The organism is Castellaniella daejeonensis, assembly GCF_039523555.1.
Classification (GTDB): domain Bacteria; phylum Pseudomonadota; class Gammaproteobacteria; order Burkholderiales; family Burkholderiaceae_B; genus Castellaniella; species Castellaniella daejeonensis.
Genome location: NZ_BAAAFN010000011.1, coordinates 292797 through 310291, shown reverse-complemented (window position 1 = coordinate 310291; position 17495 = coordinate 292797). Strand labels below are relative to the sequence as shown.

Annotated in this window: 18 protein-coding genes and 1 tRNA gene; 12 read left to right on the top strand and 7 right to left on the bottom strand. The window is 66.1% G+C overall.

Annotated features, from left to right (window positions below; translation table 11 throughout):
- Window positions 1-5 precede the first annotated feature (5 nt).
- Both ABD022_RS08590 and ABD022_RS08585 read left to right on the top strand, forming a co-directional pair.
- Entirely contained in the window at window positions 6-314 is a 309-nt protein-coding gene (locus ABD022_RS08590) for an integration host factor subunit alpha (RefSeq protein ID WP_325123966.1), read from the top strand.
- A complete protein-coding gene (locus ABD022_RS08585) occupies window positions 311-733 on the top strand; it encodes a MerR family transcriptional regulator (RefSeq protein ID WP_325123965.1) in 423 nt (140 codons plus the stop codon). Before ABD022_RS08590 ends, ABD022_RS08585 begins: the two co-directional genes overlap by 4 nt.
- A 99-nt stretch (window positions 734-832) precedes the next feature.
- On the opposite strand, the gene ABD022_RS08580 is transcribed toward ABD022_RS08585, so the two are convergent.
- Both ABD022_RS08580 and ABD022_RS08575 read right to left on the bottom strand, forming a co-directional pair.
- A complete protein-coding gene (locus ABD022_RS08580) occupies window positions 833-1306 on the bottom strand; it encodes a hypothetical protein (RefSeq protein ID WP_325123964.1) in 474 nt (157 codons plus the stop codon).
- Complete coding sequence (locus ABD022_RS08575; RefSeq protein WP_325123962.1) at window positions 1303-1830, bottom strand: sigma factor; 528 nt, start codon at window positions 1828-1830, stop codon at window positions 1303-1305. The genes ABD022_RS08580 and ABD022_RS08575 overlap by 4 nt, the downstream gene beginning before the upstream one ends.
- A gap of 132 nt (window positions 1831-1962) precedes the next feature.
- Here ABD022_RS08575 and ABD022_RS08570 point away from each other — a divergent pair, with 132 nt between their 5' ends.
- The 9 genes from ABD022_RS08570 (at window position 1963) to ABD022_RS08530 (ending at window position 12204) form a co-directional block, all read left to right on the top strand.
- Window positions 1963-3756 carry an ABCB family ABC transporter ATP-binding protein/permease gene (locus ABD022_RS08570; RefSeq protein ID WP_325123961.1) on the top strand — a complete coding sequence of 598 codons (1794 nt, stop codon included), beginning with the start codon at window positions 1963-1965 and terminating at the stop codon, window positions 3754-3756.
- A 58-nt stretch (window positions 3757-3814) separates the two neighbouring features.
- A complete protein-coding gene (locus ABD022_RS08565) occupies window positions 3815-4327 on the top strand; it encodes an SUF system Fe-S cluster assembly regulator (protein WP_325123960.1) in 513 nt (170 codons plus the stop codon).
- Window positions 4324-5772 carry a Fe-S cluster assembly protein SufB gene (gene sufB / locus ABD022_RS08560; protein ID WP_325123959.1) on the top strand — a complete coding sequence of 483 codons (1449 nt, stop codon included), beginning with the start codon at window positions 4324-4326 and terminating at the stop codon, window positions 5770-5772. The genes ABD022_RS08565 and sufB overlap by 4 nt, the downstream gene beginning before the upstream one ends.
- An 11-nt stretch (window positions 5773-5783) precedes the next feature.
- Window positions 5784-6566 (top strand): Fe-S cluster assembly ATPase SufC, encoded by a 783-nt coding sequence (gene sufC, locus ABD022_RS08555; protein ID WP_343820901.1) that lies wholly within the window; start codon window positions 5784-5786, stop codon window positions 6564-6566.
- Window positions 6563-7876, top strand: coding sequence for a Fe-S cluster assembly protein SufD (sufD, locus tag ABD022_RS08550; protein ID WP_325123957.1), 1314 nt, complete (start codon window positions 6563-6565; stop codon window positions 7874-7876). The genes sufC and sufD overlap by 4 nt, the downstream gene beginning before the upstream one ends.
- Window positions 7873-9150 carry a cysteine desulfurase gene (locus ABD022_RS08545; protein ID WP_325123956.1) on the top strand — a complete coding sequence of 426 codons (1278 nt, stop codon included), beginning with the start codon at window positions 7873-7875 and terminating at the stop codon, window positions 9148-9150. The genes sufD and ABD022_RS08545 overlap by 4 nt, the downstream gene beginning before the upstream one ends.
- Before the next feature lie 3 nt (window positions 9151-9153).
- The gene (gene sufU / locus ABD022_RS08540) at window positions 9154-9606 is read left to right on the top strand and encodes a Fe-S cluster assembly sulfur transfer protein SufU (protein ID WP_325123955.1); all 453 of its coding nucleotides are present in this window, start codon (window positions 9154-9156) and stop codon (window positions 9604-9606) included.
- A gap of 23 nt (window positions 9607-9629) precedes the next feature.
- Complete coding sequence (gene sufT / locus ABD022_RS08535) at window positions 9630-10187, top strand: putative Fe-S cluster assembly protein SufT (RefSeq protein ID WP_325123954.1); 558 nt, start codon at window positions 9630-9632, stop codon at window positions 10185-10187.
- A gap of 160 nt (window positions 10188-10347) precedes the next feature.
- The gene (locus ABD022_RS08530; protein WP_343820898.1) at window positions 10348-12204 is read left to right on the top strand and encodes a GGDEF domain-containing protein; all 1857 of its coding nucleotides are present in this window, start codon (window positions 10348-10350) and stop codon (window positions 12202-12204) included.
- Window positions 12205-12234: 30 nt separating this feature from the next.
- Here the strand turns inward: ABD022_RS08530 and ABD022_RS08525 are convergent, their stop codons facing one another.
- Both ABD022_RS08525 and ABD022_RS08520 read right to left on the bottom strand, forming a co-directional pair.
- Window positions 12235-13800 (bottom strand): DHA2 family efflux MFS transporter permease subunit, encoded by a 1566-nt coding sequence (locus ABD022_RS08525; protein ID WP_343820896.1) that lies wholly within the window; start codon window positions 13798-13800, stop codon window positions 12235-12237.
- Window positions 13801-13879: 79 nt separating this feature from the next.
- The gene (locus tag ABD022_RS08520) at window positions 13880-14380 is read right to left on the bottom strand and encodes a MarR family transcriptional regulator (RefSeq protein ID WP_343820895.1); all 501 of its coding nucleotides are present in this window, start codon (window positions 14378-14380) and stop codon (window positions 13880-13882) included.
- Between the two features lie 204 nt (window positions 14381-14584).
- Between ABD022_RS08520 and ABD022_RS08515 the strand changes: the two genes are divergently transcribed.
- Window positions 14585-14661 (top strand) — tRNA-Pro (locus ABD022_RS08515).
- Between the two features lie 212 nt (window positions 14662-14873).
- Here the strand turns inward: ABD022_RS08515 and ABD022_RS08510 are convergent.
- Genes ABD022_RS08510 through ABD022_RS08500 form a run of 3 tightly spaced genes read right to left on the bottom strand, consistent with a single transcriptional unit; the run spans window position 14874 to window position 17464 of the window.
- The gene (locus tag ABD022_RS08510) at window positions 14874-15452 is read right to left on the bottom strand and encodes a DJ-1/PfpI family protein (RefSeq protein ID WP_343820938.1); all 579 of its coding nucleotides are present in this window, start codon (window positions 15450-15452) and stop codon (window positions 14874-14876) included.
- Window positions 15453-15482: 30 nt separating this feature from the next.
- Window positions 15483-15875, bottom strand: coding sequence for a ribbon-helix-helix domain-containing protein (locus ABD022_RS08505; RefSeq protein WP_425545210.1), 393 nt, complete (start codon window positions 15873-15875; stop codon window positions 15483-15485).
- Window positions 15876-15895: 20 nt separating this feature from the next.
- Complete coding sequence (locus ABD022_RS08500; RefSeq protein ID WP_343820893.1) at window positions 15896-17464, bottom strand: GMC family oxidoreductase; 1569 nt, start codon at window positions 17462-17464, stop codon at window positions 15896-15898.
- Window positions 17465-17495 lie beyond the last annotated feature (31 nt).

The following is a 17495-nucleotide window of genomic DNA, read 5'->3' as shown; positions in this document are numbered from 1 at the left end:
CGCCGGTGAATACGGATCGGACGCTCACCAAAGCCCACCTGGCCGAGCTGCTGTTCGAGCGCGTGGGCCTGAACAAGCGCGAAGCCAAGGACATCGTGGATACGTTCTTCTCCGAGATCCGCGATGCCCTGGTCCAGGGCACCGAAGTCAAGCTGTCGGGCTTCGGCAGCTTCCAGGTGCGCAACAAGCCGCCGCGTCCCGGCCGCAACCCCAAGACCGGCGAAGTCATTCCCATCGCCGCGCGCAGGGTGGTCACGTTCCACGCCAGCCAGAAGCTCAAGGATGGCGTGGGCACCAACGGAGACGCCGCATGACGTCCGCCCCGTCCTCGGCCGCGCTGCCGCCGATCCCCGCCAAGCGCTACTTCACCATCGGCGAAGTCTCCGAACTGTGCGGCGTCAAGCCGCATATCCTGCGCTACTGGGAACAGGAATTCGTCCAGCTCAAGCCCGTCAAGCGGCGGGGCAACCGGCGCTACTACCAGCACCACGAAGTCCTGCTGGTACGCCGCATCCGGGACCTGCTCTACGAACAGGGGTTCACCATCGCCGGGGCGCGCAACCGCCTGGGCGACAACAGCGATGCGCCGCACGACCAGGATGCGGCCGTGCGCCTGAGCGGCGCCGAGCTTCAGGCCCTGCGCGCCGACCTGCTGGCGGCCCGGGATCGCCTGGCCCAGGCCCTGGACAGCAATCGACAGGCGCACCAGGCAGCGGGGCTGCTCGACCTTTGATCGGGTGGTTTGGCCGGGGCTGTTCCGTTTCCCCGCCCGCAATGCGAAAACTCCGGCCCGTGGCCGGAGTTTCGCTTTTTGCGCTGCCGGGATGCCGTATCAGCGGCTTTCCAGTAGAACGGGATGCTGCACGATCGTGCCGGCGGGCGTCGGGCGCAGGCTGATCCACAGCAGCAGGGCCACCAGGCACAGCGCCGCGACGCCGCCGATCGCCATGGCCACGCGGCCGCGCCGCAGCCGTGGACGGCGCCGTGCCCGCCGGCTCGCCGATCCGTCCGCCGATACGGGCGCCGGCTCGGCGACGGGTGGGCGGATTTCCCCCATGATGGGGGCGTCTTCGAGTTCCATGCCCAGGCTCTGGCGGATCCGGTCCAGCACGGCGTCGGACGGAGGCTGGGCGGGCAGGGCGTCGACGATTCCCAGGAAATAGGCTTCCCATTTCAGGGCGCGTGCGGCAGCCGCGTCGTCGTGGGCAAGGCGCGACTGGATTTCCGCCACGCGATCGGGCATGTCCAGGCCCAGCACGTAGCGTGCGATTTCGTCGTCGGAAAAGGATGGGTAGTTCGGTTTCATGCGCACACGGCCTTGTCGATATGCGCCAGGGCGGCGTTCAGTGAAGCCTCGATGTCGGGTTCGGTCCGGTCCAGGCGGGCCGCGATGCGCGCCGGATCGCCGCCGTGCAGATAGGCCTGCAGCAATGCGTCGAGCTGCGGAGCGGGCAGGGATGCCAGGGCGCCGGCCACCGTGCCGGCGGGTGCGTCGGCGGGCAGCGCGAGCTGGGGCAGGGGGGTGTCTTCCGCCGGGTGGCGGCCTTCGGCGCGCATCTGCCGCGCGTGCGCCGCCGCGCGGTAGCGCAGGATGCTGTAGATCCAGGCGCGCGCAGTGCCGATGGCCGGGCTGTAGCCGGCCGCGTTGCGCCAGATCAGGACGAAGGTTTCGTGCAGCACCGCGTCGGCCGCATCGGAGTCGTCCAGCATGGCCAGCGCCAGGGCTCGCATGGCGGGGGATTCGTGGCGATACAGCGCCAGGAAGGCGGAGCGGTCGCCCGCAGCGCAGGCGCTCAATTCCGCCTCGTAATCGAAAACCGAAACAGTCATACAATCTTTCCCGTTCGCCTGGTCTCGGGATGCGCCGCCAAGGGGCGCATCCGCCGGGGATGGCATTATTGTATGCGTACCCGCCGACGAGCTCCCAGCCGTTCGCCGCCCGCCTGATTTCCGGATGTTTCCATGCGCTTTTCTCACACCGGCCCCGCACCCGCGCGGCGCGACGACTGGCTCACACTGAAGACCCTGTGGCCGTATGTCTGGGCCTTTCGCGGCCGTGTCACGCTCGCCTTCATCTGCCTGGTCGTCGCCAAGGTCGCCAACGTCGCCACGCCGGTCTGGCTCAAGGACATCGTCGATGCGCTGGGCCTGGCGCCGACGCTGCTGGCCGTGCCGCTGGCCGCGCTGCTGGGCTATGGCCTGTCCCGCCTGGCCACTTCGGTATTCGGCGAACTGCGCGATGCCCTGTTCGCCCGCGTGACCCAGGGCGCCATCCAGCGGGTTGCAAGCCAGGTCTTTCGCCACCTGCTGTCGCTTTCGCTGCGCTTCCACATGGGCCGGCGCACCGGCGGGCTGACGCGCGATATCGAGCGCGGGACCAAGGGCATCGGCTTCCTGCTCAATTTCATGGTCTTCAACATCGTGCCCACGCTGCTGGAGATCGCCATGGTCACGGGCGTGCTGCTCTGGCGCTACGACTGGATCTTCGCCGCGCTGACCCTGGGCACCATCGCCGCCTACGTGCTCTTCACGCTGAAGGTGACGGAACGCCGCATGGTGTACCGCCGCACCATGAATACCCTGGACAGTCAGGCCAACGGCCGGGCGGTCGATGCCCTGCTGAACTACGAGACGGTCAAGTATTTCGGCAACGAGGATTACGAGAGCCGCCGCTATGATGCCGACATGACGCGCTGGGTGGATTCGGCCGTGCGCAACCAGGTCTCGCTGAATCTGCTGAACATGGGGCAGGGCGCCATCATCACGGTGGGCATGACCGCGCTGCTGTGGCAGTCGGCACGCGGCGTGGTGCAGGGCCATATGACCGTGGGCGATGTGGTGCTGGTGTCGGCCTACCTCACCCAGCTGTACGCGCCGCTGAATTTCCTGGGCTTCGTCTACCGCGAGATCAAGCATGCCCTGGCCGACATGGAACGCATGTTCGACTTGCTGGGCAACCGCCAGGAAGTGGCCGATCGCCCCGGAGCCGTGGCGCTGCGGACGGACCGGGCCAGCCTGGAATTCGACGCCGTGGATTTCGCCTATCAGCCGGATCGCACGATCCTGCACCAGGTCAGCTTCAGCGTGCCGGCGGGCGGGTCGCTGGCGGTCGTCGGCGCCTCGGGGGCCGGAAAATCGACGCTGTCACGCCTGCTGTTCCGGTTCTACGACCCCACCGGAGGCAGTGTGCGGGTGAATGGCCGCGACATCCGCGACTATACCCAGGACAGCCTGCGCGCCCATATCGGTATCGTGCCGCAGGACACGGTGCTGTTCAATGACAGTATCGGCTACAACATTGCCTACGGCCGCCCCGATGCCACGCAGGACGATATCGAGCAGGCAGCCCGTGCCGCGCACATCCACGATTTCATTGTCTCGCTGCCTCAGGGCTACGACACCCCGGTGGGCGAACGCGGGTTAAAATTGTCCGGCGGCGAGAAGCAACGCGTGGCAATCGCCCGCGCGCTGCTCAAGTCGCCTCCGATCCTGGTCTTCGACGAAGCCACCAGCGCCCTTGACACGCGAACCGAGCGCGCCATTCAGTCGCAGCTGGAACGCATCGCCCGGGGGCGCACCACGCTCATCATCGCGCACCGGCTGTCGACGATCGTCCATGCCGATCACATTCTGGTGATGGAATCGGGCCGGGTGGTGGAACAAGGCACCCACGCGGAACTCCTTGCACTGGACGGGCGCTACGCCCGCATGTGGCATTTGCAACAATCCCGGCCTGCGGACGACATTAGGGTTTGACCTATATCGTACCAAAGAGGTACTATTTGGTTTTCAAACCTCGTCCACGGACCCTTTGATGCTGCGGATCAGCAAGATCGTCGACTACGGAATCCTCGTGCTCACGCACATGGCTTCCCGTCCGGCGCATGTCTGCAGTGCAGCCGAACTGGCAGGTGAACTGGGTCTGGGCCAGCCCGTCGTCAGCAAGGTCCTGAAACTCCTCGCCCAGCGCGACCTGGTTGCCAGCACCCGCGGCGCCCACGGCGGCTACCGCCTGGGCCGCGACGCCACCCTGATCAACGTCGCCGAGATCATCGACGCCCTTGAAGAGCAGCCCTTCGGCCTGACCGAATGCACGGCGCTGCCGGGCGCCTGCAGCGTCGAGGGCGCCTGCCATATCCGCTCGCACTGGCAGCGCATCAACCGAATCGTGCGCCGCACGCTGGAATCCGTCACCGTCGCCGACATGCTCGACGGCGAGGGCCCCGGCGCTCCCGCCGCGCCCACGTCCGCAGTTTTGGTCCCCGCGCCCGAACCCGGCACGCGCCGGGCCGTACCGAACATCACGAACTGGAGTCTGTCCAAATGAGTACTGTCAACGACAAGCTCGATTCCTTTCTCGACCGCGACTACGAGGCCGGCTTCGTCACGCAGATCGAATCCGAGACCTTCCCCAAGGGGCTCGACGAGGATGTGATTCGCCGCCTGTCCGCCATCAAGCGCGAACCCGAGTTCATGCTCGAGTGGCGCCTGAAGGCCTACCGCGAATGGCTCAAGATGGCCCTGCCCAGGTGGGCCAAGGTCCACTATCCGGATCCCGATTTCCAGGACATCAGCTATTACTCGGCGCCCAAGTCCAAGAAGGACGGCCCCAAGAGCCTGGACGAGGTCGATCCCGAACTGCTGCGCACGTACGAAAAGCTGGGCGTGCCGCTGCACGAGCGCGCCAAGCTCGCCGGCGTGGCGGTGGACGCGGTGTTCGATTCGGTGTCCGTGGCCACCACTTTCCGCAAGCAGCTGGCCGACGTCGGCATCATCTTCTGTTCGTTCTCCGAGGCCGTGCGCTCGCATCCGGAACTGGTGCAGAAGTACATGGGCTCGGTCGTGCCGCCCGGCGACAATTTCTACGCGGCGCTGAATTCTGCCGTGTTCTCCGACGGTTCCTTCGTCTACATTCCCAAGGGCGTGAAATGCCCGATGGAACTGTCCACCTATTTCCGCATCAACAACGCCGACACCGGTCAGTTCGAGCGGACCCTGATCATCGCCGACGAAGGCGCCAGCGTCAGCTACCTGGAAGGCTGTACGGCGCCCATGCGTGACGAGAACCAGCTGCACGCCGCCGTGGTCGAACTCGTTGCGCTGGACGATGCCAAGATCAAGTATTCCACGGTGCAGAACTGGTATCCGGGCGACGAGAACGGCGTGGGCGGCATCTACAACTTCGTCACCAAGCGCGGCGACTGCCGCGGGCCCCGTTCGCGGATTTCCTGGACCCAGGTGGAAACCGGGTCGGCCATCACCTGGAAATACCCCAGCGTGATCCTGCGCGGCGACGACTCCACCGGCGAATTCTATTCCGTGGCGCTGTCCAACCATCGCCAGCAGGCCGACACCGGCACCAAGATGATCCACATGGGGCGCAACACGCGCAGCACCATCATTTCCAAGGGGATCTCCGCGGGCCACGGCAGCAATACCTTCCGCAGCCTGGTGCGCATGACGCCCAAGGCCGAGAACGCACGCAACTACACGCAGTGCGACTCCCTGCTGATCGGCAGCAAGTGCGCCGCGCACACATTCCCCACCATGGAAGTCCAGCATCCCAGCGCCAATGTCGAACACGAGGCCACGGCCTCGCGCATTGCCGAGGACCAGCTGTTCTACGCCATGCAGCGCGGCCTGTCGGCCGAAGACGCGGTATCGATGATCGTCAACGGCTTCTGCAAGGAAGTCTTCAAGGAATTGCCCATGGAGTTCGCCGTCGAAGCACAGAACCTGCTCGGCGTGAGCCTGGAAGGCAGCGTAGGTTAAGGAGCCCTCTCATGCTGAAAATCGACAATCTGCACGCCTCGATCGAGGACAAGGAAATCCTCAAGGGCCTGAGCCTGGAAGTCAAGCCGGGCGAGGTCCATGCCATCATGGGCCCCAACGGGGCCGGCAAGAGCACGCTGTCGCAGGTGCTGACCGGCCGCGAAGCCTATAACGTCACGTCCGGCTCCATCGAATTCGAAGGCCGCGACCTGCTGGAGCTGAGCGTCGAGGAACGTGCCCGCGCAGGCATCTTCCTGGCTTTCCAGTATCCGATCGAGATTCCGGGCGTATCCAACGCCTATTTCATGCGCGCGGCAGTCAATGCCATGCGGCGCGAGCGCAGCCTGCCCGAACTGGACGCCATGGATTTCGTCAAGAAGGCCAAGGCCGAGATGAAGCTCGTGGGCATGCGCGATGAATTCCTCTATCGTTCGGTCAACGAAGGCTTTTCCGGGGGCGAGAAAAAGCGCAACGAAGTGCTGCAGATGGCACTGCTCGAGCCCAAACTGGCCATCCTGGACGAGACCGACTCGGGCCTGGACATCGATGCCCTGAAGACGGTGGCCGACGGCGTCAATCGTCTGCGTTCGCCCGAACGCTCCATGATCGTCATCACGCACTACCAGCGCCTGCTGGACTACATCGTGCCCGACTATGTGCACGTGCTGGCCCAGGGCCGGATCGTGCGCTCCGGCGGCCGCGAGCTTGCCCTGGAACTGGAAGAAAAGGGCTATGGCTGGATCGAAGGCGCCGCGCCTGCCGCCAAGCCCGCTGCCCGGGGGGCTGCCGCATGAGCGCACCAGACCTGCAATCCTGGGCCGACACGTTCGGCCGGCGCGCCGGCAGCCTGCCCGGCGCAGGGGTTCCCTGGCTTGCCGGCGAGCGCCGCAGGGCTCTGGACCGCTTCATGAGCGAGGGGTGGCCCACGCCCCGCATCGAGGCCTGGCGCCATACTTCGCTGGCGCCGCTGGCCGCTGCCGCCTTCGACGACGGCGACGCCCAGTCCGTGGCCGACCAGATCGGCGCGCTGAAGGCTTCCGAGCCGGGTCACTGGCTGGTGTTCGTCGATGGCGGATTCGATGCGGCCTTGTCCGACATCGGCGCATTGCCGGCCGGTGCCACCGTCCTGCCGCTTTCGCAGGCCTGGGCGGAACACGCCGAGGCCATCCGCGCCGCCTACGGCGATGCGGCCGAGGGCCACAGCACCAGCGCCCTGAATCTGGCCCTAGCCAGCGACGGCGCCTGGGTCCGGCTGGGGCGCGGTGTCGCGCTCGAGCAGCCCATCCATCTGGTTTGCGCCGCAGCCTCGCCGCGCGCGGCGCACTTCCTGCGCCACCTGATCCAGGCCGATGCAGGCGCCCAGGCCACGGTCGTCGAGCACTACGTGGGCGTCCCCGGGGCGGCCAATTTCCGCCATGCGGCCACGCGCCTGCGGCTGGACCAGGATGCGCGCATCACCCATGTGAAATTGCAGCAGGAATCCGACCAGGCCTGGCACCTGGGCGAAATCGATGCCACCCAGGGGCGCGGCTCGTACTTTGCTTCGCACTCGGTGTCCCTGGGCGCGCGGCTGGCGCGTCACGACATCGCGACGCATTTCGCCGACGAACGCTGCGAGACGCTGCTGAACGGCCTGTACTACGTCGACCAGCGCCGCCACGTCGATCACCACACCCTGATCGGCCATGAAAAACCGCGCTGCGTCAGCCACGAGTCCTACCGCGGCATCATGGCAGACGCCTCGCACGGCGTCTTCAGCGGCCGCATCCTGGTTGCGCCCGGCGCCGACGGCACCGACGCCATCCAGCGCAACGACAGCCTGCTGCTGTCGCGGCTGGCCAAGTCCGATGCCCGACCCGAGCTGGAGATCTACGCCGACGACGTGAAGTGCGCCCATGGCGCAACGGTGGGCCAGATCGACGAAGACAGCCTGTTCTACCTGCGTTCGCGCGGTCTGGACGAAGCGCACGCGCGCGACATCCTGATCTACGCTTTCGCCGCCGCCAGCGTCGTGCGCATCGAGTCCGACCCGCTGCGCCGCCGGGTGGAGCGTGCAGTGCGCGCCCTGCTGCCGGGCGGCGCCGCCCTGGAGGAAGCCGCATGAATGCCCCGCTCACCACGCAGCAAAGCGCCCGGCTCGCCGCCGATTCCATCCCGGAAGGCCGACTGGCATCGCCCTGGGCGGCCGATTTCCCGATCCTGGCGCGTCCGGTACGCAAGCGGCGCCTGTCCTACCTGGACAACGGCGCCACGACGCAGAAGCCGCGCGCCGTCATCCAGGCGATGGAAGCGTTCTACGAGCAGTCCAATGCCAATATCCACCGTGGCGTGCACTGGCTGTCCCAGCATGCCACCGACCTGTACGAGCAGGCCCGCGAGCGCGTCGGCACGCTGCTGAACACGCCCGACAGCCAGGATGTGATCTTCACCCGGGGCACCACAGAGTCCATCAACCTGGTGGCCCAGACCTGGGGCCAGTCCCTGCAGCCGGGCGACGAGATCCTGGTCACGGGCATGGAGCATCACTCCAACATCGTGCCCTGGCAGCTGTTGTGCGAGCGCACCGGTGCCGTGCTGCGCCACGCACGCATCACCGACACGGGCGAACTGGACCTGGACGATTTCCGCGCCCAGCTGAATCCGCGCACACGCCTGGTGGGCCTGGCGCACGTGTCCAACGCCCTGGGCACGGTCAATCCCGTGGCCGATCTGGTGCGCCTGGCGCATGAAGCCGGCGCCCTGGTATTGGTCGACGGCGCCCAGGCCGTGGCACACGCCCCCGTGGATGTGCAGGCCCTGGATTGCGACTTCTACGCTTTTTCCGGTCACAAGCTCTACGGACCCACCGGTATCGGTGCCCTCTATGTCCGCGGCTCGATCCTGGCCAGCCTGCCGCCCTGGCAGGGTGGCGGCGACATGATCCGCACGGTCAGCTTCGAAGGCAGCACCTGGGCATCCGGCCCGCAGCGCTTCGAGGCCGGCACGCCGAACATCGGCGGTTCGATCGCGCTTGGCGCCGCCATCGACTATGTCCTGTCCATCGGGCTGGACCGCATTGCCGCCCACGAGGCCGCGCTGCTGGACGACGCCACCGAACGCATGCGGGAACTGCCGGGCGTGCGCCTGATCGGCACGGCCCGCCACAAGGCGGGCATCCTGTCGTTCCTGGTGGACGGCATCCATCCGCATGACCTGGGCACGATCCTGGACACCGAAGGCGTGGCCATTCGGGCCGGCCACCATTGCGCCATGCCCCTGATGTCGCACTTCGGCATCCCCGGCACGGCGCGCGCGTCTTTCGCCCTGTACAACGACGGGCGCGACATCGACGCCCTGGTGGCGGGCGTGCGCAAGGCACAGAAACTGTTTGGGGTGTAGCCGATGAGGGACAACGACGACGGACTGCGCGACCTGTACCAGGAAGTCATCTTCGACCACAACCGCAAGCCGCGCAATTTCCATGCGATGGACGATGCATCGCATCGCGCCGACGGGCATAACCCGTTGTGCGGCGACCAGCTGACGGTATATGCCCGCGTCAGCGACGGCATCGTCCAGGAAGTCAGCTTCATCGGCCACGGTTGCGCCATTTCCACGGCATCCGCTTCGTTGATGACCGAGGCCGTGCGCGGCCAGCCGGTCGAGCAGGTCGAGGCGCTGTTTCGCAATATCCACGCCATGCTGACCGAGGCCCACCCGGATTGCGATCTGGGCAAACTCGAAGTCCTGTCGGGCGTGCGCGAATTCCCGTCGCGGGTGAAATGCGCGACGCTGGCCTGGCATACCCTGCACAACGCCATCACCCAGGCGAGCGATACGGCCGTCACCGAATAATGCGATGAACCAAAGGTAACATCATGAGCTTCAATCGTCAGGAAGTGATCGTCAACCGGGACTGCCCGGCGGTCACAGTGCCCTACGGCTCGCCCGTCACCATCGAGGCCGGCTGCGAGGCCGTCATCACCCAGCAGCTGGGCGGCACCTATACCGTCATGGTCGAGGGCAACCTCTACCGCATCGAGGGCAAGGATGGCGACGCCCTGGGTTTCGAGCCGATCGAGGAAGTCAAGCACGTCCACCAGGGGCCCGCGACGGCCGAATCCGTCGAAGAGGCCGCCTGGGCGATGCTGTCCACTTGCTACGATCCCGAGATTCCCGTGGACATCGTCAATCTGGGGCTGGTGTACGAATGCAAGGTCGTGCCCGCCAGTGTCCAGGACCGGTTCCGCATCGAGGTCAAGATGACCCTGACGGCCGCCGGGTGCGGCATGGGCACCATGATCGCCGACGAGGCCCGCAACAAGCTGCTCAACATCGAAGGGGTGGACGAAGCCACGGTCGACCTGGTCTGGGATCCGCCCTGGAGCCGGGAAATGATCAGCGAGCCGGCGCGCTTGCAGCTCGGCCTGCTCTGAAGCCCTGCCGCCCGGCCGGGCATGCGGGGCAGGGTGGCGCAGTCCGTACCCCGGCCATTGGCCGGGGTTGTTGATTTTTCGCAGCGCAGCCGCACGCGGTGTCATGTCCACGCCATGAATCGCAGTTAAAGTAGCGGCACTTCACCTTGCTGCACACACCATGTCTTCGCTTCCGGCCCCCGAAGTGTATGAACCGCCGATATTCGACGCGGCCCGTCCCGGGAGACCGGACGATGCGGCAGCGTTGTTGCTCCGGGGCGAACTGGGGGCCGTCTTCCAGCCCATCCTGCGGATGCGGGAAGGCGCATTGCTCGGATACGAGGGCCTCATCCGGGGACCGCAGGGAAGCCCGCTGCGCGCGCCGGATCGCCTGTTCGAGGCGGCGCGGGCTTGCGGACTGGACATCCAGGTAGAGCACAGATGCTGCAGGGTGGTGGTCCAGCGTTTCGCGGCGCTGGCGCTGCCGGGCCGCCTGTTCCTGAACATCAGCCCGATGGCCCTGCGGCACGCAGACGAAGGATCGCTGGATCTGACTGCGTTGCTGGCAGGATGCGGACTGGATCCCAGGCGCCTGGTGATCGAGATCACCGAGCAGGGGCAGGGCGAGTTCTGGTCCGATCTGGCCCCTGTCGTGACCCGGCTGCGTGCGCGGGGCGTCCAGTTCGCCATCGACGACCTGGGGTCCGGTTTTTCCAACCTGGGGCGCTGGCTGGACCTGCGTCCCGAATTCATCAAGACCGACAAGGTCTTCACCACAGGCATCCACGACGATCTGCTGCGCCAGCAGGTCCTGCGCTCGGTATGCGATATCGCAGCCGTTGCCGGCGCCGTCGTCGTCACCGAGGGCGTCGAGTCGCTGGATGAGCTGGCCTGCGTGGCCGACCTGGGCGTGACCTGCGTCCAGGGCTATTACATCGAGCGCCCCACGGCCGAGCCTGCCCGGACCCGCTGGTCCGAGCTGACCGCCCGGCTGGCGGAGCGCCGGGTCGCCGACCGGCATGACGGCCTGGAATCCGATCCGGGCCATGATGGCGCGGAGGGCCGGGCGCTGCAGTTGCTGCGCCGTGTGACGTGCGTGTCTTCCTCCATGCCCAACGAAGCGGTGTTCGGGTTGTTTCGCCAGCAGCCGGAACTGCATACCATCCCCGTGGTGGACGAGGGCGTGCCGGTCGGCGTCATGACCCGTGCCGGCCTGATCGAACGGTTTTCTCTGCCGTACCAGCGCGAGCTGTACGGCCCCAAGCCCTGCCGACTGTTCATGGATGCCGCGCCGCTGATCGTGGACATGCATACGCCGCTGATGACCCTCAGCCGCTGGCTGGCCGAGGCCGAGGGCCATCGCCTGGCCACCGATTTCATCATCACGGGCCGGGGGCGGTACCTGGGCATCGGCTCCAGTCAGGATCTCTTGCAGACGCTCAACCGCCTGCAGCTGCGCGCCGCCCAGCACGCCAATCCCCTGACCCAGCTGCCGGGCAACGTGCCCACCGACCGGCGGATCCAGCGCCTGCTGGCCGACGGCCGGCCGTTCGTGGTCTGCCACGCCGACCTGGACCACTTCAAGCCCTTCAATGACGTATTCGGCTACCGTTGCGGCGACGATGCGATCCAGCTGCTGGGCCGGGTCCTGTCCGCGCATGCCGATGCCGGCCGGGACTTCCTGGGCCATATCGGCGGAGATGACTTCATCCTGCTGTTCCGCAGCCCGGACTGGCAGGCGCGGTGCGAGTCCATCCTGGAGGAATTTTCCCGGGGCATGATCCGGCTGCTGGACGGAATGGGGCGGAAGGCATCCGCCGGCTACGAGGCCGAGGACCGCCAGGGGCGCCTGCGGCACTACGACCCGCCGAGCCTGTCGCTGGGCGCCGTGCTGGTCGAGCCCGGTGCCTATCAGTCGCGCCACCAGATTGCCCAGGCGGCCAGCGAGGCCAAGGCCCAGGCGAAGAAGCACGTCGGGCCCTGCCTGTACATCGAGCGCCGCCGGCCCAGGCCGCTGTCCGCGTCGCACGCGGCCTGAACGTGCATCGGCCGGAACTGCGCGTGCCGGCTACTCCAGCATCGGGGCCGTCTCCGCTTCCTCTTCGAGACCCGGCGGTTCCCGCTCGCCCTCGCGCGTGCGCATGAGCCACAGGCAGGGGATGGCGAACAGGGTCATCCAGAACATCAGCCTGAAATCGTCCAGGTAGGCGATGAACGACGCCTGGGTGTTCAGCACTTCGTTCAGCCCCGCCATCGCGCCCGGGCCGCCGGCCAGCGCCGCGGCCACAGAGCCGGCCTGCAGCGCCTTCGGCGTGATCTGGGCGGCGAGCGAGCTGTGCATGATGACCGTGTTGCGCACCATCAGGGTCTGCATGACGGAAATGCCGATGCTGCTGCCGATGTTGCGCGACAGGCTGTAAATGGCCGTGCCTTCGGGCCTGAGGCGCCTGGCCAGGGTGGAAAAGGTCATGGTGATCAGCGGCACCGAGGTGAACCCCAGGCCCAGCCCCTGCACGAATCCCGGCCAGGCCACGTCCCATGTCGTGATTTGCGGTGTGTAGCATGACATGCTCCACAGCGATGACGCCGTCAGGCCGAATCCCAGCGCGACGATCAGGCGGCTGTCGATGCGCCCGACCAGCCGGCCGGCGAACAGCATGGCAACCATGGTGCCGATGCCTGTCGGCGCCGTGACGAGCCCCGTCGTCGTCACGGGGTAGCCCAGCAGCGTCTCGAGCATCGACGGCAGCAGCGCGCGCGTGGCGTACAGCAGCAGGCCCAGCAAAAAATAAAAGGCCAGGCCGGTGACGAAGTTGCGGTCTTTCAGCAGCGCCTTGTTGAAGAAGGATTCGTCGCCGTCGGTGGCCGTGTGCAGCACGAAAAAAGTACAGGCGACGATCGCGCAGACCGCCTCCAGGCGGATCTCGATGGATTCGAACCAGTCCGCCTGCTCGCCGCGGTCGAGCAGCAGTTGCAGCATGCCGATGGCCACGGCGAGCATGGAGAAGCCGAACCAGTCGAATCGGGACGGCGTGGAAGCCCGGGTCTCGCCGACGAAACGATAGACGCCGATCAGCGCCAGCGCGCCCAGCGGGAGGTTGATCAGGAACACCCAGCGCCAGCTCTCGTTGTCGGTCAGCCAGCCCCCCAGGGTCGGCCCCAGGATCGGTCCCAGCATCACGCCCATGCCCCAGAGGGCCATGGCGCGGGCGTGCCGTTCCGGCGGGTTGATGTCCAGCATGATGGCCTGCGACAAGGGCACCAGGGCGGCGCCGAACACCCCTTGCAGCAGACGCGCCACGACGATCTCCGGCAGATTGCCGGCCATGCCGCACAGCAGCGAACTGATCGTGAAGCCGGCGATGGACGCCAGGAAGACGGTCTTGCGCCCGAATCGGCCCGATACCCAGCCCGTGACCGGGGTGGCGATGGCCGCCGCGACGATGTAAGAGGTCAGCACCCAGGTGATCTGGTCCTGCGAGGCCGACAATCCGCCGGCCATGTGCGGCAGGGCGACGTTGGCGATGGTGCTGTCCAGCGTCTGCATGATGGTGGCCAGCATGATCGACGCGGTGATCATGGGCCGTGCGGCGTGGTCGGCGTCAGGGCGCCGGGACTTCGAGTCCGTGGTCATAGGGGAGGTCGATGTAATAACTTGGGTTACTACTTTCGCGAAAAAAGGTGTGTGTAGGTTGGTTTTTCTGGGAAGGCGTCTATTCGAGATTGGTCAACAGCTTGCGCAGCAGGCGCTGCAATTGATCCACTTCTTCCGGGGCGAAGCCATCGAACGCCTGCTCGAGGTGCCGTCGCCGTAAAGGAAGCTGGTTCTCCACGAAAGCGATGCCTTTGCGCGTGATTTCGAGGAACAGCTGGCGGCCGTCCGTCTGGTCGGCGACGCGCCGGGTCAGGCCGTGCCGTTCAAGCTGCCGCGCCACCCGCGTGCTGTTCATCCGCGACGAGTTCATGAACACGCTCAGTTCCGAGGGCTTGAGCCGGCGGTCCTTGCTGGCGTAGATCACCACCAGGGATGTCCATGACGTCGCGTTCAGGCCATGCGGCTTGAATGGAGCATCCAGGTAATCGTTCAGGCGTGCGCCGGTGTGCTGGAAAAGGCGCGCGATCACGGCCTCGCGCATCGTCCCGCGCGAGGACAGGCGGTGCGACAGGCCTTGCATGGCCTGCTCGAAGGCGTCGAAGGAGGAGGGGTCGGACATGATAGTAACCGAGGTTACTAGATAGGCGGCCGGGCTTCAATGGGTCCGGTCGTCGATCCGGTCGCTCGTGGTGATGGGCGACCTGCGGCCAAAGCTCCAGACTCATCTGATGTTGGAATCACCAAGCCCCCTTCAGACTCATCTGATATTGGACAGGGCTGCGAGTCAGCACGGGGAGAAATCTGTGCTAGAATCACATTCTTTCGGGGCGTAGCGCAGCCTGGTAGCGCACTTGCATGGGGTGCAAGGGGTCGCGAGTTCGAATCCCGCCGTCCCGACCAGCATTATCAAGGGCCTGCAGAGTTTTCTCTGCGGGCCCTTGTCGTTTCCGGCTACCCCTTGCACCCCATGCAAGGGGTAGCCGACCGACTGGTTGTGAAGATTCAGTACTTCGGGCGTCGGTCAGAAACGGTCCGGCAACTGATCGACAAGCGATCGACCGTGATCGGGGCGGCTCCTGCCGTGTTTGCCGAATGCGTCGCGGCGCCGCCCCTCAATGTGCGATCCGGGTCCCGAGCACCGTCAGGAACTGCGCCAGCCAGGCGGGATGCGCGGGCCAGGCCGGCGCGGTGACCAGGTTGCCGTCGGTATGGGCCTGGTCGATGCCGATTTCGGCGTAGGTGCCGCCGGCCAGGCGGACCTCGGGGGCGCATGCCGGGTAGGCCGAGCAGGTGCGCCCCTTCAGCACGCCCGCCGCCGCCAGGAGCTGTGCCCCGTGGCAGATCGAGGCGATGGGCTTGCCGGCCCGGTCGAAGCTGCGCACGACGTCCAGCACCTTGTCGTTCATGCGCAGGTATTCGGGCGCTCGTCCGCCGACGATGACCAGTGCGTCGTAGGCTTGCGGATCGACCTGGTCGAAATCGGCGTTCAGGGTGAAATTGTGGCCGCGTTTTTCGCCATAGGTCTGCGCGCCCTCGAAGTCGTGGATCGCGGTGGCGATCGCCTCGCCGGACTTCTTGTCCGGGCACACGGCATGCACGGTGTGTCCGACCGCCTGCAGGGCCTGGAACGGCACCATGGTTTCATAGTCTTCGGCGTAATCGCCGACCAGCATCAGCAGTTTCTTGGCCATCATGGTCTCCTGGGAAAGGTCGGGCTATGGCTATAGCCTCAGGGATGGTTCGTTTCCCGCATCGCAACGGCCTTCCAGGGCGCGCGCCGCCGCCGGGGCCGCATGCCGCACGGTCCGGTCGAGCACGCTCCTGGCGTCCCGCATCGACTGGCCCCTGAGCTCGGAATAACGCATACAGGTCACCCGCAGGAAGGAAGTGAAGTTCGACACCTCGTTCCTGCATGCGTAGGCCTCGTCGTACAGCTTCGCGATCAACTGGTTGGTCGTCATCCCCTCGTCGTGCGCAAGCTGAGACAGCGTGTCCCAGAACAGGTTTTCGAGCTTGATGCTGGTCACGACCTTGGCGATGCGCACCGATCGGTTCCGGGATTCGTACTGGATCGGATCGGTGTTGGAATAGATATGGCACATGGCGCCTCCCATCTGAAATTCCTCCTGCCGCCTCAGAGTTCCTTGCGCGACATGAGGTCCGTGATCGTCTCGGCCTGCCGGATTGCCAGCGACACGATCGTCAGGGTCGGATTCTCGGCCGCGCTCGACGTGAACTGGCTGCCGTCCGAGATGAACAGGTTCGGCACGTCGTGCGCGCGGCCGTGCCTGTCGCAGACGCCGTCGTCGGCCTTGTGGCTCATGCGGCAGGTGCCCAGGTTGTGCGTCGAGGGGTAAGGCGGCGTATGGAAGGTGCGCCGCGCTCCCGCCGCCTCGTAGAGCGCCGAGCTGCGCTTGAACGCATGATCGCGCATGGCCTGGTCGTTGGGGTGGTCGTCGTAGTGCACGTTGGCCACCGGCAACCCGAACTGGTCCTTGACCTCGGCGTTCAAGGTGATGCGGTTGGTTTCCTGGGGCAGGTCCTCGCCCACGATCCACAAGCCCGCCGTCCTGGCATAGTCGTCCATGAAGGAGGTGAAGTTCGCGCCCCAGGCGCCCGGATCCAGGAACGCGGCGTAGAAGGGGAGGCCGAGACTGATCGTTTCGAGCTCGTAGCCCCCGGAGAATCCGCGCGCGGGATCGTGCTTTGCTTCGTCCTGGACAATGCCGGCCATCGTCGTGCCTCTGTACATATGCACCGGCTTGTCGAAAACAGCATACACCGACCCGGTCGTATGGCGCATGTAGTTTCGCCCGACCTGTCCGGAACTGTTCGCCAGGCCGTGCTTGAACTTGGCGGATTCCGAAAGCAGCAGCAGGCGCGGGGTTTCGATCGAATTGCCGGCCACGCAGACGGCGCGTGCCGCCTGCCGCCGTTCCTTGCCGTCCTGATCGAAATAGACGACGGCGCTGGCCTTGCCCCGGCGGTCGTGCTCGATGCGTGCCGCCTGGCACCGGACCCGCAGATCGAGCCGGCCGGTGGCTTCCGCCCTGGGGATTTCGGTATACAGGGTCGACCACTTGGCCGCCGCCTTGCAGCCCTGGAAACAGAAGCCTTGCTGGATACAGGGTGCCCGTCCGTCGCGGGCCACGCTGTTGATGGCCATGTGCCCGGTGCTGACTTCCTTGTAGCCGAGCCTGGTGGCGCCGGCGTACATGATCTTGAAATTGTTGTTGCCGGGCAGTCCCGGGATGCCGTTGGTCCGTGTGACGCCCATTTTGGCCTCGGCGCGCGCGTAGTAGGGCTCCATTTCGGCCAGGCTGATGGGCCAGTCCAGCAGGTTGCTGCCCGGCAGGTCGCCATAGGTCGTCCTGGCTTTGAATTCATGTTCCTGGAAGCGCAGCGAGGCCCCCGCCCAGTGGGTCGTCGTGCCGCCCACCGTCTTGCAGATCCAGGCGGGCAGGTTGGGAAAGTCCCGGGCGACGCGCCACGAGCCGGATGTCGTGCGCTTGTCGAGCCAGGCGAGCTGGCCGAACGACTTCCATTCGTCCTGGATGAAGCTTTCCGGGCTTTCACGCCCGCCGGCTTCCAGCACCACCACATGGATGCCCTTCTGGCACAACTCGTTCGCCAGCGTGCCGCCGCCGGCTCCCGAACCGATGATGACGACCACGCTGTCGTCCTTGTAGTCGTACTTGGCCATGATTGTCTCCTGCCGATGTTTTTCTCGAAAG

Bases quoted from the DNA above. Each gene is read 5' to 3' on its own strand.
- ABD022_RS08545 (WP_325123956.1), top strand. From the start codon at position 7,873: ATGAATGCCCCGCTCACCACGCAGCAAAGCGCCCGGCTCGCCGCCGAT.
- sufU (WP_325123955.1), top strand. From the start codon at position 9,154: ATGAGGGACAACGACGACGGACTGCGCGACCTGTACCAGGAAGTCATC.
- ABD022_RS08520 (WP_343820895.1), bottom strand. From the start codon at position 14,380: ATGTCCGACCCCTCCTCCTTCGACGCCTTCGAGCAGGCCATGCAAGGC.
- sufT (WP_325123954.1), top strand. From the start codon at position 9,630: ATGAGCTTCAATCGTCAGGAAGTGATCGTCAACCGGGACTGCCCGGCG.
- ABD022_RS08580 (WP_325123964.1), bottom strand. From the start codon at position 1,306: ATGAAACCGAACTACCCATCCTTTTCCGACGACGAAATCGCACGCTAC.
- sufB (WP_325123959.1), top strand. From the start codon at position 4,324: ATGAGTACTGTCAACGACAAGCTCGATTCCTTTCTCGACCGCGACTAC.
- sufD (WP_325123957.1), top strand. From the start codon at position 6,563: ATGAGCGCACCAGACCTGCAATCCTGGGCCGACACGTTCGGCCGGCGC.
- ABD022_RS08510 (WP_343820938.1), bottom strand. From the start codon at position 15,452: ATGGCCAAGAAACTGCTGATGCTGGTCGGCGATTACGCCGAAGACTAT.
- ABD022_RS08565 (WP_325123960.1), top strand. From the start codon at position 3,815: ATGCTGCGGATCAGCAAGATCGTCGACTACGGAATCCTCGTGCTCACG.
- ABD022_RS08575 (WP_325123962.1), bottom strand. From the start codon at position 1,830: ATGACTGTTTCGGTTTTCGATTACGAGGCGGAATTGAGCGCCTGCGCT.
- ABD022_RS08505 (WP_425545210.1), bottom strand. From the start codon at position 15,875: ATGGGAGGCGCCATGTGCCATATCTATTCCAACACCGATCCGATCCAG.
- ABD022_RS08585 (WP_325123965.1), top strand. From the start codon at position 311: ATGACGTCCGCCCCGTCCTCGGCCGCGCTGCCGCCGATCCCCGCCAAG.
- ABD022_RS08570 (WP_325123961.1), top strand. From the start codon at position 1,963: ATGCGCTTTTCTCACACCGGCCCCGCACCCGCGCGGCGCGACGACTGG.
- ABD022_RS08525 (WP_343820896.1), bottom strand. From the start codon at position 13,800: ATGACCACGGACTCGAAGTCCCGGCGCCCTGACGCCGACCACGCCGCA.
- ABD022_RS08530 (WP_343820898.1), top strand. From the start codon at position 10,348: ATGTCTTCGCTTCCGGCCCCCGAAGTGTATGAACCGCCGATATTCGAC.
- sufC (WP_343820901.1), top strand. From the start codon at position 5,784: ATGCTGAAAATCGACAATCTGCACGCCTCGATCGAGGACAAGGAAATC.
- ABD022_RS08500 (WP_343820893.1), bottom strand. From the start codon at position 17,464: ATGGCCAAGTACGACTACAAGGACGACAGCGTGGTCGTCATCATCGGT.